This is a genomic window from Variovorax sp. UC74_104 (assembly GCF_044055375.1).
In the GTDB taxonomy this organism is placed as follows: Bacteria; Pseudomonadota; Gammaproteobacteria; order Burkholderiales; family Burkholderiaceae_C; genus Variovorax.
In genome coordinates, this window is record NZ_CP171978.1 from 3,201,946 (window position 1) to 3,214,915 (window position 12,970).

Annotated in this window: 13 protein-coding genes, 1 tRNA gene and 1 pseudogene; 10 read left to right on the plus strand and 5 right to left on the minus strand. The window is 66.7% G+C overall.

Annotation, left to right across the window (positions count from 1 at the left end; translation table 11 throughout):
* Window positions 1-163: 163 nt before the first annotated feature.
* From rpmI to ACHMXA_RS14925, 8 genes and pseudogenes are all read left to right on the plus strand, one after another.
* Window positions 164-367, plus strand: a complete 204-nt coding sequence (gene rpmI / locus ACHMXA_RS14890) for a 50S ribosomal protein L35 (RefSeq protein ID WP_007832497.1) — start codon at window positions 164-166, stop codon at window positions 365-367.
* Window positions 368-391: 24 nt separating this feature from the next.
* Window positions 392-751: a 50S ribosomal protein L20 gene (rplT, locus tag ACHMXA_RS14895; RefSeq protein ID WP_007832499.1), complete on the plus strand. Its 360-nt coding sequence runs from the start codon at window positions 392-394 to the stop codon at window positions 749-751.
* Window positions 752-863: 112 nt separating this feature from the next.
* Entirely contained in the window at window positions 864-1,940 is a 1,077-nt protein-coding gene (gene pheS, locus ACHMXA_RS14900) for a phenylalanine--tRNA ligase subunit alpha (RefSeq protein ID WP_093202106.1), read from the plus strand.
* 39 nt (window positions 1,941-1,979) lie between these two features.
* Window positions 1,980-4,422: pseudogene (pheT, locus tag ACHMXA_RS14905) on the plus strand (phenylalanine--tRNA ligase subunit beta).
* Between the two features lie 5 nt (window positions 4,423-4,427).
* Window positions 4,428-4,799, plus strand: a complete 372-nt coding sequence (locus ACHMXA_RS14910) for an integration host factor subunit alpha (protein ID WP_176667607.1) — start codon at window positions 4,428-4,430, stop codon at window positions 4,797-4,799.
* A gap of 65 nt (window positions 4,800-4,864) precedes the next feature.
* Window positions 4,865-5,323, plus strand: a complete 459-nt coding sequence (locus ACHMXA_RS14915; RefSeq protein WP_176667434.1) for a MerR family transcriptional regulator — start codon at window positions 4,865-4,867, stop codon at window positions 5,321-5,323.
* 26 nt (window positions 5,324-5,349) lie between these two features.
* Window positions 5,350-5,426: transfer RNA gene (locus tag ACHMXA_RS14920), tRNA-Pro, on the plus strand.
* A 322-nt stretch (window positions 5,427-5,748) separates the two neighbouring features.
* On the plus strand, window positions 5,749-6,015 hold the full coding sequence (locus ACHMXA_RS14925) for a hypothetical protein (protein ID WP_176667435.1): 267 nt from the start codon (window positions 5,749-5,751) through the stop codon (window positions 6,013-6,015).
* Window positions 6,016-6,222: 207 nt separating this feature from the next.
* Here the strand turns inward: ACHMXA_RS14925 and ACHMXA_RS14930 are convergent, their stop codons facing one another.
* Together ACHMXA_RS14930 and ACHMXA_RS14935 are read right to left on the minus strand one after the other, a co-directional pair.
* Window positions 6,223-8,004, minus strand: a complete 1,782-nt coding sequence (locus ACHMXA_RS14930) for a cytochrome c biogenesis protein DipZ (RefSeq protein ID WP_176667436.1) — start codon at window positions 8,002-8,004, stop codon at window positions 6,223-6,225.
* 144 nt (window positions 8,005-8,148) lie between these two features.
* Window positions 8,149-9,534, minus strand: coding sequence for an ATP-binding protein (locus tag ACHMXA_RS14935; RefSeq protein WP_176667437.1), 1,386 nt, complete (start codon window positions 9,532-9,534; stop codon window positions 8,149-8,151).
* A gap of 264 nt (window positions 9,535-9,798) precedes the next feature.
* Between ACHMXA_RS14935 and ACHMXA_RS14940 the strand changes: the two genes are divergently transcribed.
* Complete coding sequence (locus tag ACHMXA_RS14940) at window positions 9,799-10,542, plus strand: response regulator (RefSeq protein WP_176667438.1); 744 nt, start codon at window positions 9,799-9,801, stop codon at window positions 10,540-10,542.
* Between the two features lie 29 nt (window positions 10,543-10,571).
* Window positions 10,572-10,826, plus strand: a complete 255-nt coding sequence (locus ACHMXA_RS14945) for a DUF333 domain-containing protein (protein WP_176667439.1) — start codon at window positions 10,572-10,574, stop codon at window positions 10,824-10,826.
* 7 nt (window positions 10,827-10,833) lie between these two features.
* Here ACHMXA_RS14945 and ACHMXA_RS14950 read toward each other — a convergent pair whose 3' ends face one another.
* From ACHMXA_RS14950 to ACHMXA_RS14960, 3 genes are all read right to left on the minus strand, one after another.
* The gene (locus ACHMXA_RS14950) at window positions 10,834-10,971 is read right to left on the minus strand and encodes a hypothetical protein (protein WP_176667440.1); all 138 of its coding nucleotides are present in this window, start codon (window positions 10,969-10,971) and stop codon (window positions 10,834-10,836) included.
* Window positions 10,972-11,275: 304 nt separating this feature from the next.
* On the minus strand, window positions 11,276-11,845 hold the full coding sequence (locus tag ACHMXA_RS14955) for a thioredoxin family protein (RefSeq protein ID WP_176667441.1): 570 nt from the start codon (window positions 11,843-11,845) through the stop codon (window positions 11,276-11,278).
* A 150-nt stretch (window positions 11,846-11,995) separates the two neighbouring features.
* The gene (locus tag ACHMXA_RS14960) at window positions 11,996-12,958 is read right to left on the minus strand and encodes a Bug family tripartite tricarboxylate transporter substrate binding protein (RefSeq protein WP_395321168.1); all 963 of its coding nucleotides are present in this window, start codon (window positions 12,956-12,958) and stop codon (window positions 11,996-11,998) included.
* Window positions 12,959-12,970: the final 12 nt, after the last annotated feature.

The following is a 12,970-nucleotide window of genomic DNA, read 5'->3' on the forward strand; positions in this document are numbered from 1 at the left end:
GGCCGAAGGCTGGAGCCGCGGTAGAGAGGTTTTGAAGGGATTTCGCCTTTGCCCGCGTTTCGCAAGAAGTGCAGGCAGGGGCGGGATGAAGAAGTGTCTCGGGGCCAACAAGTCCGTGGAGCATCCATGGCGCCTCACGAGCACAAACTAAAGGAGCATTCACATGCCCAAAATGAAGACCAAGAGCAGCGCGAAAAAACGTTTCCGCGTTCGTCCCGGTGGCACCGTCAAGCGCGGTCAAGCCTTCAAGCGTCACATCCTGACCAAGAAGACCACCAAGAACAAGCGTCACCTGCGTGGTGCAGTCGCAGTGCATGAAACCAACATGGTTTCTGTCGCCGCCATGCTGCCCGGCCGTGGCATCTAACTCAGACGAACAAGGAGTACACACATGCCTCGCGTCAAACGTGGTGTAACGGCTCGCGCCCGCCACAAGAAAGTTCTCGCACTCGCCAAGGGTTTCCGCGGTCGCCGCGGCAATGTCTTCCGCGTCGCCAAACAGGCGGTGATGAAGGCAGGCCAATACGCCTACCGTGACCGCCGTACCAAGAAGCGCGTGTTCCGTCAGCTGTGGATCGCGCGTATCAACGCCGCCTCGCGTGAACTGGGCCTGACCTACAGCCAGTTCGCCAACGGCATCCGCAAGGCCGGTATCGAGATCGACCGCAAGATGCTTGCGGACATCGCCGTGCACGACAAGGCCGCTTTTGCCGGCATCGTGGAGCAGGTCAAGGCCAAGCTGGCTGCTTGATTCTGCACAGCAGGGCGCTGCCTCCGGGCAGCTTCCTGCGCCCACGGCTCAAGGGCTGGCGCTTGAAAAGGCTCCAGCTCTTTTTTATTTCCCCTCGAAGATTTTTGTTGCTATGAACGAGTTGGACTCCCTGGTCGACACCGCACGTGCCGCCTTCGCCGAAGCGAAGACACCCGCCGAGCTCGAAAACGCCAAGGCCCAGTTCCTGGGCAAGTCGGGCCGCATCACCGAGCTGATGAAGGGCATGGCCGCGCTGAGTGTCGAAGAGAAGAAGTCCCGCGGCGCCGCCATCAACGTCGCCAAGCAAGCCATCGAAGCCGCGCTGACCGACCGCCGCCAGCAGCTGGCCGACGAAGAACTCTCGCTGCAACTGCGTGCCGAGGCGCTCGACGTGAGCCTGCCCGGCCGCCGCCGCATTTCCGGCGGACTGCATCCCGTGAGCCGCACCCTGGAGCGCATCGAGGAGATCTTCTCCAGCATGGGCTTCGACGTGGCCGACGGCCCCGAGATCGAGAGCGACTGGCACAGCTTCACCTCGCTCAACAACCCGCCGAACCATCCTGCGCGCTCGATGCAGGACACCTTCTACGTCGACCTGAACGGCGACGACGGCATCCCCTACAACCTGCGCCCGCACACCAGCCCGATGCAGGTGCGCTATGCGCATCAGCACATCAAGAAGTACGCCGCCGAGTTCGCGGCTGCCGCGGCCGACACCACCGGCACCGTGAAGGCGCCCGAGATCCGCGTGATCGCCCCCGGCCGCACCTACCGCGTCGACAGCGACGCCACCCATTCGCCGATGTTCCACCAGTGCGAAGGCCTGTGGCTCGGCGAGAACGTGAGCTTCAAGGACCTGAAGGTCGTCTTCACCGACTTCTGCCGCACCTTCTTCGAGCGCGACGATCTCGTGCTGCGCTTCCGCCCGAGCTTCTTCCCGTTCACCGAGCCGAGCGCCGAGATCGACATCCAGTTCGCGAGCGGCCCCCTGGCCGGCCGCTGGCTGGAGGTGTCTGGCTCGGGCCAGGTGCACCCGAACGTGGTGCGCAACATGGGCCTCGACCCGGAGCGCTACATCGGCTTCGCCTTCGGCATGGGCCCCGACCGGCTCACGATGCTGCGCTACGGCGTGAACGACCTGCGCCTCTTCTTCGACGGCGACCTGCGTTTTCTCTCGCAGTTCCAGTAAGCACCCCATCACAGAAAAAACCAGATCGAGATCGAAGAGATGCAATTCCCGGAATCCTGGCTGCGCGAGTTCTGCAACCCGCCCATCGACAGCGCCACGTTGGCCGAAACGCTCACCATGGGCGGTTTCGAGGTCGAGGAGCGCCGACCGGTGGCGCCGCCTTTCACGCGCATCGTGGTCGGCGAAATCAAGGAAGCGGTGCAGCACCCGAACGCCGATCGCCTGCGCGTGTGCCAGGTCGACGCAGGGCAGGGCGCCCTGCTGAACATCGTGTGCGGCGCGCCCAATGCGCGCGTCGGCATCAAGGTGCCGTGCGCGCTGGTCGGCGCCGAACTGCCGCCGGGTGAAGACGGCAAGCCCTTCCTCATCAAGCTCGGCAAGCTGCGCGGCGTGGAAAGCCAGGGCATGCTGTGCTCGGCGCGCGAACTGCAGCTGAGCGAAGACCACGGCGGCCTGCTCGAGCTCGACGCCGACGCGCCCATCGGCGCCGACGTGCGCGAGGTGCTCAAGCTCGACGACATGCTGCTCACGCTGAAGCTCACGCCCAACCTGGCGCACGGCCTCAGCGTCTACGGCGTCGCGCGCGAGCTGGCCGCGCTCACGGGCGCGCCGCTCAAGACGCCCGACATCGCACCTGTCGCCACTTCGTTCGCCGACGTGCTGCCGGTGAAGGTCGAGGCGCCAGAGCTCTGCGGCCGCTTCTCGGGCCGCATCGTGCGCGGCGTGAACACCAAGGTCGCGACGCCCCCCTGGATGGTCGAGCGCCTGGCGCGCTGCGGCCAGCGCAGCGTGACGCCGCTGGTCGACATCTCGAACTACGTGATGTTCGAATACGGCCAGCCCAGCCACATTTTCGACCTCGACAAGATCCACGGCGGCCTCACGGTGCGCTGGGGCAAGCCGGGCGAGCAGCTCAAGCTGCTCAATGGCAACACGATCACCGTGGACGACAAGGTCGGCGTGATCGCCGACGACCGAGAGGTGGAGTCGCTCGCCGGCATCATGGGCGGCGACGCCACCTCGGTGTCCGACGACACGCGCAACATCTACGTCGAAGCCGCCTTCTGGTGGCCCGAGGCCGTGCAGGGCCGCTCGCGCCGTTTCAACTTCTCGACCGACGCCGGCCATCGCTACGAGCGCGGTGTCGACCCGAGCCGCACCGTCCAGATCATCGAGCGCATCACGCAGCTGATCACCGAGATCTGCGGCGGCCAGGCCGGCCGCATGGACGACCAGACGCTGAGCGTGCCCGAGGCCGTGCCCGTTACGCTGCGCGTGGCGCGTGCATCGCGCGTGATCGGCATGCCGCTGACGCAGGCCCAATGCGCCGAAGCGCTGAACCGCCTCGGCTTTGCGATCACCGAGGGCGAGGGCACGCTGACCGTGACCCCGCCGCCGCACCGCTTCGACCTGCTGATCGAGGAAGACCTGATCGAAGAGGTCGCGCGCCTGATCGGCTTCAACAACCTGCCGACCACCGCGCCGCTCGCGCCCATCACCGCGCGCGTGCGTCCCGAGGCGCAGCGCAGCCGATTCGCGGTTCGCCGCAGCATCGCCGCGCTGGGTTACCAGGAAACGATCAACTTCAGCTTCGTCGAGGCGCACTGGGAACAGGACCTGGCGGGCAACGCCAATCCGGTGAAGCTGCTGAACCCCATCGCCAGCCAGATGAGCGTGATGCGCTCCTCGCTGATGGGTTCGCTGCTGCAGGTGCTCAAGTTCAACCTCGACCGCAAGGCGCCGCGCGTGCGCGTGTTCGAGCTGGGCCGCGTGTTCATGCGCGACGACGGCGTCGTCACCACCGACAGCACCGTGCGCGGCGTGAACCAGCCGATGCGCGTGGCGGGCCTCGCATGGGGCGACGCCGACGAGGCGCGCTGGGACGGCAAGCCGCAGCGCATCGACTTCTACGACGTGAAGGGCGACGTCGAGGCGCTGCTCGCCCCGCTGCAGCCGACCTTCGAGGCGGCCGAGCATCCGGCCCTGCACCCCGGGCCGCTCGGCGCGCGTGCTCGTCGACGGCAAGGCCATCGGCTTCGTCGGCGAACTGCACCCGCGCTGGCGCCAGAAGTGGGACTTCGCGCAGGCGCCCGTGCTGTTCGAACTCGACCTCGATGCAGTCACCGCACGCCCCGTGCCCGTGGCGCAGCCAGTGCCCAAGCACCAGGCCGTCGAGCGCGACATCGCCGTGGTGGTGGCCGAGGCCGTCACGCACGACGCGCTGATGCAGACCATTCGCTCCACCGCGGCGGCCAAGGGCTTGCTGCGCGACGCGACGCTGTTCGACATCTACCGTCCGCAGCCGCTGCGCGAGGGTGCGGTGGCCGCGCCCGGCGCGCTGGCGCAGGGCGAGAAGAGCATGGCGGTGCGCCTGAGCTTCCAGAGCGACAGCGCCACGCTGACGGATGAGCAGGTCGAGCCCGCCGTCCGCGCGATCGTCGAACAACTGGGCGCCAAACTCGGCGGCCGCTTGAGGGGGTGATGAGAATGAACGCTGCCGAATTCACGCTCGAGGCTCTGGAAACGCCTGCGCTCACCAAGGCGCATCTCGCCGACCTGCTGTTCGAGCAGATCGGCCTGAACAAGCGTGAGTCCAAGGACATGGTCGAGGCCTTCTTCGAACTCGTGGCCAACAGCCTCATCGAAGGCACGGACGTGAAGATCTCGGGCTTCGGCAACTTCCAGATCCGCGTGAAGGCGCCCCGGCCCGGGCGCAATCCGCGCACGGGCGAGGCGATTCCGATCGGCGAGCGGCGCGTGGCGACGTTCCATGCGAGCGCCAAGCTCAAGGAACAGATTCACGGAAGCATCGACCAGGGCAACACCTCCGAAGTCGAATGGAGCCTCGGTTCCGAATAAGTGCTTGGTGCTGCGCGGCTGCGTGGAGTAATCTCTGAGGTTTCCCGCGCACAGTCTTGATTTCAATGGAGAAAACGCTCCCTCCGATTCCCGTCAAACGCTACTTCACCATCGGTGAGGTCGGCGAGCTCTGTGGCGTCAAGCCGCACGTGCTGCGTTATTGGGAGCAGGAGTTCACGCAGCTGCGCCCGATGAAGCGGCGCGGCAACCGCCGCTACTACCAGCACCACGAGGTGCTCATGATTCGCCGCATCCGCGATCTGCTCTACGACCAGGGTTTCACGATCAGCGGCGCGCGCAACAAGCTGCAGGAACTCGTGCAGGGCGAGCGCGACCGCCGCAAGGCAGGCGAGGTGCCGCTCGAAGGCGTGGAGGCCATCGAGATCGACCAGGAAGAATTCGACGCCGCCATCATCGAGGATTCGCCCGCGTCAGCGGCCGTGCAGACGGCCGATCTGTCGCAGCTGCTGCACCTTCGGCGCGAACTATTTGAAATTCGTGAGCTGCTGACCGTCGGACGCTGAATTTCAGAGGCTATAATCGAGAGCTTCGGTGTGTGGCGCAGCCTGGTAGCGCACTTGCATGGGGTGCAAGGGGTCGAAGGTTCGAATCCTTTCACACCGACCAAAGTCAGTAGATGAAACAACGGCTTACGCTCAAAAGGCGTAAGCCGTTTTTCTTTGTGGCCGCAGAGCTTGTTGCGCCCTTGGTTTCAGCGCTCAAAAAAAAGCTCACCCGAGGGTGAGCTGAAGGACCCCGTTCTCGCATGGGGTCGGAGGGAGGAGCCCGCCGCAGGGGGCGGGCGAATCGATGATCGCGGCCAATCTGGGAGACATCGAGGACGAGTTCTCGAATTCGGGGCTCTCGCGCATGGATGCCGAAGAAATGCGGATAGCTCGGAATTAGTTCCTTTGTTTGCGCTGCCTTCGCGCCTATCCTTCGCGCCCACATGAATGCCGCACAGCAACTGCAACTCCTCGTCGACCTGCCCGATGGCTGGTCCAGCCGCATCGACATCAAGCGCACCACCAGCGGCCGTTACGCGGGCGTTGCCGAACTGAACCTGCGCGGGCTCAAGTACGGCGTGCTGGTCTTCATGCAGCAGCCCACGCTGGAAGCCGCGCTGCAGCGCGTGCGGCTGCGGGCGAGCCAGTTCGCCCGGGAGCGGCTCGCTCCGCTCGACATGTCTTCGGCGAGCCTGGCAAGGTCGAGCTGATTCCCCGCGCCGCGGGGGCGATGGTTGGAGTTCGCTATCCCGCGGATGAGGATTCCCAACCCACGAAGCGCCCTTTCCGGGGCACCATCAGGCGTCATACCCGAACAAGGAGCACGCCATGAAAGCATTCAGGAAACTCGTCGGCGGCGCGATCTCCGTCGCTGGCGCCGTGGTGCTTGTCGCCCAGCATCTGTAGGCGACTGTCGATCAACCGAAGGTGAACGCGTAGGCCTGCGCGCCCGCGTCCAGGAACTCGATCTCGAAGAGGCGGTCCTTCTCGTTCGCGGTCTGGCGCACCAGCTGATAGAGGCGCTGCCCGTCGATGACGCCGTTGCCCTGCGCATCGGTATCGGTGCCATGGTCCGCGAGCGGCGGCGCACCGTCGATCCGCACCCTGAAGCGCACCGGCTTTCCATCGGCCGCGGGCCCGAGCACCAGGTGGAGGTCACGCGCATGGAAGCGATAGGCGATGCGGCCGTTGGGCTGCACCAGCACTGCGCGCTCGCGCTCGACTTTCCATTCGCCAGCCAGCGTCCACTGATTGGTACGCAGCGCTGAAACACCGGAATAGACCCGCGCGCGGTCGTTCGAAATGCCGCCGGGCGAGGCGAAGTTGAACGCCTGCTCGTAGCCGAGGTAGGTCTCGCCAGAGAGGGCCGGCTCTGCGGCTGCCGCAGCCTGCGTGCCCTTGCCTTCGGGCGAGACAATCCCCGCCGATGCGACGGGCCGACCGGCCTCCGCCAGCAGTTGCTGGATGGCCTGCTCCGACTTCGCATACTTTCCCTCGCCGAACTGGTGGTGCCGGACGCGCCCCTGCGCATCGACGAGATAGAAGGCCGGCCAGTACTGGTTGCCGAAGGCGCGCCAGATCGCGTAGTCGCTGTCGACAGCCACCGGAAAGCCGATGCCGAGGTCCTTCACCGCGCGGCGCACGTTGGCCGATTGCTTCTCGAACGCGAACTCCGGCGTGTGCACGCCCACCACCACCAGCCCGGCGTCCTTGTACTTCTCGGCCCACGCGCGAACGTAGGGCAGGGTGCGCAGGCAGTTGATGCAGGAGTAGGTCCAGAAATCGACCAGCACCACCTTGCCGCGCAGGGCTTCGGGCGTGAGCGGTGGGGAGTTGATCCATTCGACGGCACCGGCCAGCGAAGGGAGCCCGCCTTCATCCGGCAGCTTCGGCAGGGGCGTCGTCGGAAAGGACTGGGCGGACACGGGCATCAGTCCTTCCGAGGCGGCGGAAGCCTGCGGCTGCGGCGCCGGCGCTGGCGCCGACACGTCGAGCCTGTTCACGAGCGCCTGCTCCAGCGCCGATGTGGTTCCCGCCGACAGACGACTCAGCAGCCCCGTGTCCAGCCCCGACGCGATCGCGCCCACTCCCACGAGCACCGCCACGCCGGCCACGCGGCGCATCCATTCACCCGCGTGCAGCGACCCCTTCATCGCTGAGAAGACCCGGCCGCCGAAAAGCAGCGCAGCCGCCAGCGAGGTGCACGCGCCCGCCGCATAAGCCAGCAGCAGCAGCGAGGTGCCGACGCTCGCGCCATTGAGCGCCGCACCCGTCAGGATCAGCCCGAGGATCGGCCCCGCGCAGGGTGCCCAAAGCAGCCCGGTGCCGACGCCCAGCAGCAGCGGCGAGAACACGGACGCCTTTCCCGGCGCCGGCTCGGACAGCCGCAGCCCGAGCGCCACCAGCGGGCGGCTCATCCGATCTGCAACCGACGGGAACAGCAGCGTCACGCCGAACACCGCCAGCAGCGCAATCGCGGCGCTGCGTCCGTATTCGTTGAGCGTCACGACCCAGCCGCCGCCCACCGCCGCCAGCGTGGCGATGGCCGAGAACGCCAGCGCCATGCCCAGTAGCATCGGCAGGCCGTGCGAGCGGAAGGGCCTGTCGGCGCGCGCGAATACGAAGGGGAGCACGGGCAGGATGCACGGGCTCAGGATGGTGAGCACGCCTCCGAGGTAGGCAACGATGAGGAGCAGCATGGTCGGGTCCTGTCGGTGAGTGGCTGAAAGGGAAAAGTGAAGGGCGAGCGGGGTCCTCGCGGTCTCGCGATGCGAGCCGCTCCTGCTTGGGTCGACGAGTTGGTGGGTGGGTGGGTTGGTGAGTTGGTGGATGAGGCGGCCGGCTCAGTCCGGTGGCGCGGCTGTGTGGGTGGCCATGGTCAGCCGGGCTTCCAGCCCACCTTCCTCCCGGTTGCGCAGCGTGAGCTCCGCGCCCATCGCCGTCGCCAGCTGCTGCGCGATGGCCAGGCCCAGTCCGGTGCCGCCGGTGTTGCGGTTGCGCGAGCCCTCCACGCGGTAGAAAGGCTTGAGCACGTTCTCCAACTGGTCGGGCGGAATGCCGGGCCCGTTGTCGACCACCGCCAGCGTCAGCCGGTGGCCGCCAGCATCGGCACTGGCGTGCACCTGCAACCGCACGTCGGTGCCGAACTTCAGCGCGTTGTCGATCAGGTTCGCCAGGATGCGTCGCAGCGCGTTCGGCCGGGTCACCATGGGCTCGCCCACGCGGCCTTCGAGCAGCACCTGCTGGCCCGCATCCTCGTAGTCGGCCACCATGCTCTCGAACAGCGCGTCGGCGTCGATGCGGCGAGGCGGCTCGGTGGCGCCGTGCAGGGTGCGCGCGTAGGTCACGCCTTCGCGCACCAGGGTGTGCATGGCGTCGAGGTCCTGGCGGAACTTGTCGCGGTCATGGCCGTCGTCCATCAGGTCGGTGCGCAGCCGCATGCGGGTGATGGGCGTCTGCAGGTCGTGCGAGATGGCCGCGAGGATCTCGACCCGCTCGGCCATGTAGCCGGCGATGCGCTTCTGCATTGCGTTGAACGCGCGCGCAGCGTGCTGCACCTCGGTCGGGCCTTCCTCGGCGAGCTGCCGGCCCTTCAGATCGGGGCCCAGTTCGTCGGCCGCGTCGGCCAACTGCGCCAGTGGCCGCGTGACCAGCCGCACCGCGTACCAGGCGCACACGGCCAGCACCAGCAGCTGTACCCACAGCAGCCACATCACCCAGCTCGACACCGGCATGTCCACGCGCCGCGCATGCACCACCACCGAGGAGCCGTCCGACATCCGCACCTGGATCTGCAGGCCCTGCGGCGGATTGCTCACCTGGCCGACCTTGACGATCTCGAAGGGGCGCATCGCGTCAATGATGGCATTGGCAAACTGCTGGGACAGCGGCGTGTCGGGCGGTATGCCCTCCGCGCTGCCGCCAAGCACGAAGTGGTAGTTGCGCCGCTCCAGCCGCGCCAGCCAGCCCTCGCGCTCGGCGGCGGGCAGCCGGTCGAGGATGGCGACCGAGCTGGCGATGTCGCGCTCGATGCCGATCATCATCAGCTCGCGCATCGCGATGCCGCGCTCGTAGCGGATGGCCATGAAGGTCAGCAGCTGCGCGATGGCCAGCCCGACCACGATGATCAGCGTGACGCGCGAGAACAGCGTGCGCGGCAGCAGCCGGTGCAGGCCCGGGGGCGGGGCGGCCGGGGCGAGGTCGTCGGAAAGGCTTGCGGATGTGGGCATGGGCTGGTTTATAGACCGGTCCCGCGCCGCGGCGCGCCGCTTTGTATTCCAGTGTGTTCGGTAGCGCGGCCCGACATACAACATTACCCGTCGCCACCCCGTCCGCCCCGCCGGCGCCGGCTCGGGCGGGCGGGCCGTGCGCGAGCAACATAGTGTGGTCGCCCCGCCCGCCGGATACACGGGCATACAAACCGCCCGTTCCGGCGCCGGCAAGGGCTACATTGCGTCTACCCGCCGCGCCAGCGGGCGCATCACCGTACAGCCATGAACATTCCCAAGACTTCCGACCACATCCTCATCGTCGACGACGACCGGGAGATCCGCGAACTGCTCGGCACCTACCTGGTCAAGAACGGCCTGCGCGTCGTGACGGTGCCCACGGGGCGGCACATGCGCGCGGCGCTGGAGGAGTCGGGGCCCTTCGACCTCATCATCCTCGACCTGATGCTGCCCGGCGAAGACGGCCTCACGCTGTGCCGCGACCTGCGCACGGGCAAGTACAAGGCCACGCCCATCCTCATGCTCACCGCGCGCAGCGAGGAGGCCGACCGCATCCTCGGCCTGGAGATGGGCGCCGACGACTATCTGGCCAAGCCTTTCTCCGCACGCGAGCTGCTCGCGCGCATCCGCTCGGTGCTGCGCCGCACGCGCATGCTGCCGCCGAACATGCGTTCCACCGAGTCGGCCTCGAAGCTGGCGTTCGGCGACTGGCAGGTCGACACCACCGCGCGCACCCTGATCGACGACAGCGGCGTGATGGTGGCGCTCAGCGGGGCGGAGTACCGGCTGCTGATGGTGTTCCTCGACCATCCGCAGAAGGTGCTGAACCGCGACCAGCTGCTGAGCCTCACGCAGGGCCGCGAGGCCGAACTCTTCGAGCGCTCGATCGACCTGCTGGTGAGCCGCCTGCGCCAGCGGCTGCGGGACGATGCGCGCGAGCCGCGGTACATCAAGACGGTGCGCAGCGAGGGCTATGTCTTCTCGTCGGCCGTTGAAGCCCTGGACTGAGGCCGCAGCCGCGGGCCTACACTCGCGAAATGATCAAGCCACTGTTCCTCCCGTCGGGCGCGCTGTCGCTTCTTCTGGTCACTGCATGCGCGCAGCCTGAACCTCCACCGCCTTTGCCGCCGCGGGTCGGCATGGCGAATCCGGCTTCGGTCTACTGCAACAGCCTTGGGGGCAAGACCCTCATGAGGTCGAACGACAAGGGGCAGTACGGCGTTTGCCAGCTTCCGGATGGCCGGCAGATCGAGGAATGGGAGCTCTACCGCCGGGATCATCCGGCGAAGTAGGGCGGCTTCACTTCGAGGGCTTGCGCGAACTTGCGCGCGAGCCTTCCTGCTGCCTGGAAGAGATGCACAGGCAGTTCACCGGGTTGCGGATTTCGTGCGCGACGCCGCCTGCGAAGAAGAGCAGGGCGAGCCAGAGTTTCTTCATTCCTTTTGCTCCGTGTGTGGTTCGTGAGTGGCTGTCGGGGGGGCGTGCGAATGACACCGGGTACTCCCCTCCGCGAATGTCCCCCGGGCCTGCGGCCCTCCTCCTTTATTTCGCTGCGGGGAGCACCCGGTGCCATTCGCACATGGGCGCTCCGCTTGTGCCGGCAGTTTGACTGCCGCGCTCGTCGATCACGACGATGGGGTGCCTTGCGCAGCGAAATAAAGGAGGAGGCCGAAGGCCGGGGGACATTCGCGGAGCAAGGTACCCCGTCGGCGTGATCGCGCCCTGAAACAGCAGCGGTGTTTCAGGTCCCAGCAGGCGCAGGCTCGGCCAGCAGCGCCTGGATCTTTTTCTCGGTAGTGCCGTAGCTGCCCTCGCCGAAGTGCGAGTAGACGATCTTCCCCTGCTTGTCGATCAGGTACACCGCAGGCCAGTACTGGTTCCTGAACGCCTTCCAGGTGCCGTAGCTGTTGTCCTGCGCCACGGCATGCTTGATCTGCAGGCGCTCGATCGCGTCCTTCACGTTCTTCGTCGACTTCTCGTATGCGAACTCCGGCGTATGCACGCCGACGACCACCAGGCCCTTGTCCTTGTACTTCTGGTTCCAGTCCTTCACGTACGGAAGGTGGTTGAGACAGTTGATGCAGGTGTAGGTCCAGAAATCGACCAGCACGACCTTGCCATGCAGCTCGCTCAGCTTGAGCGGCTGCGAGTTCAGCCAGTTGTCGATGTTCTGGAATTCGGGCGCCGCGACGGCTTCCGAAGCAGGTATGTCACCGCCGAACGGCGAAGGCGCCGCGAAGGTCAGCGTGAGCGCAGCCGCCGAGGCGGCGATGGCGACTGCGAAGTAGAGGGCGGAAGAGCGAAAGCGCATGGCGGTTCCTTCGGAAGAGTGACGGGCGTTCGTCTGTGAACGGAGCCGATTCTTCGCCAGGCTGCCTGTGCGTTGAGCGGATTGCGTATGCTTCTGTATCTGCGGGGCGCAGGCCGCACATTACGTTTCACACCCAGTAGGGCACGAGCGTCAATCGACCCTGATGTTGCGCGAGCGGACCAGCGCGCTCACTCGAGAAGTCTCTTGCTGCACGAACTTCGCGAAAGCCTCTGGCGTGGTGCCCGCCGGCTCCAGGCCCAGCTGCAGCAGCTTCTGCCGAACGGCAGGATCGTTGACCGCGGCCTGCACCGCCTTGCCGAGCTTCTGCACGATGTCGGCCGGCGTGCCCTTGGGCAGGAACACGCCGTTCCACTCGACCACGTTGTAGCCGGGCAGGCCCGACTCGGCGAGCGTCGGCACATCGGGCAGCCCCGGCACGCGCTTGCTGGAGCTCACGCCCAGCGCGCGCAGCTTGCCGCTCTTCACATAACTCAGCGTCGAGGCCACGTTGCCGAAGTAGGCCGACACCTGCTCGCCCATCACGTCGGTCAGCGCGGGCGCGCCGCCCTTGTAGGGCACGTGCATCAGGTTGATCTTCGCCTGCTCGTTCAGCGCCTCGCCCGCCAGGTGCGAGCCGGTGCCGCCGCCCGCCGAAGCGAAGCTCAGCTTGCCGGGGTTCTTGCGTGCGTAGTCGATGAACTCCGGCACCGTCTTGTAGGGAGCGGTCGCGGGCACGACGAGGATCTGCGGCGCCGTGGCCACCAGCGATACGGGAATGAAGTCCTTCGCCGCGTCGAAAGGCAGCTTGCGCAGCGACGGGTTCACCGAGAACGCAGAGGCGTCGTAAAGCACGGTGTAGCCGTCGGCCGCCGCCTTGGCGACGTTGTCGGCGCCGATCACGCCGCCGGCGCCGGGCCTGTTGTCGATCACGATCTGCTGGCCCAGGGCGGTGCTCATCTGCTGCGCGACGATGCGCGCCGTGTTGTCGGCGCCGCCGCCGGCCGCATAAGGCACGACCATGCGGATCGGCTTGTCGGGCCAGGCGGCCCAGCCCAGCAGGGGAGCGGCGCAGGCGGCCAGGGTGGCGATGGATTTCAGGAGTCGCTTCTTCATCTCGATGTCTTG

Excerpts from the sequence above, each read along its gene's own strand:
- rpmI (WP_007832497.1), top strand. The coding sequence starts at position 164 with ATGCCCAAAATGAAGACCAAGAGCAGCGCGAAAAAACGTTTCCGCGTT.
- rplT (WP_007832499.1), top strand. The coding sequence starts at position 392 with ATGCCTCGCGTCAAACGTGGTGTAACGGCTCGCGCCCGCCACAAGAAA.
- pheS (WP_093202106.1), top strand. The coding sequence starts at position 864 with ATGAACGAGTTGGACTCCCTGGTCGACACCGCACGTGCCGCCTTCGCC.
- ACHMXA_RS14910 (WP_176667607.1), top strand. The coding sequence starts at position 4,428 with ATGAACGCTGCCGAATTCACGCTCGAGGCTCTGGAAACGCCTGCGCTC.
- ACHMXA_RS14915 (WP_176667434.1), top strand. The coding sequence starts at position 4,865 with ATGGAGAAAACGCTCCCTCCGATTCCCGTCAAACGCTACTTCACCATC.
- ACHMXA_RS14925 (WP_176667435.1), top strand. The coding sequence starts at position 5,749 with ATGAATGCCGCACAGCAACTGCAACTCCTCGTCGACCTGCCCGATGGC.
- ACHMXA_RS14930 (WP_176667436.1), bottom strand. The coding sequence starts at position 8,004 with ATGCTGCTCCTCATCGTTGCCTACCTCGGAGGCGTGCTCACCATCCTG.
- ACHMXA_RS14935 (WP_176667437.1), bottom strand. The coding sequence starts at position 9,534 with ATGCCCACATCCGCAAGCCTTTCCGACGACCTCGCCCCGGCCGCCCCG.
- ACHMXA_RS14940 (WP_176667438.1), top strand. The coding sequence starts at position 9,799 with ATGAACATTCCCAAGACTTCCGACCACATCCTCATCGTCGACGACGAC.
- ACHMXA_RS14945 (WP_176667439.1), top strand. The coding sequence starts at position 10,572 with ATGATCAAGCCACTGTTCCTCCCGTCGGGCGCGCTGTCGCTTCTTCTG.
- ACHMXA_RS14950 (WP_176667440.1), bottom strand. The coding sequence starts at position 10,971 with ATGAAGAAACTCTGGCTCGCCCTGCTCTTCTTCGCAGGCGGCGTCGCG.
- ACHMXA_RS14955 (WP_176667441.1), bottom strand. The coding sequence starts at position 11,845 with ATGCGCTTTCGCTCTTCCGCCCTCTACTTCGCAGTCGCCATCGCCGCC.
- ACHMXA_RS14960 (WP_395321168.1), bottom strand. The coding sequence starts at position 12,958 with ATGAAGAAGCGACTCCTGAAATCCATCGCCACCCTGGCCGCCTGCGCC.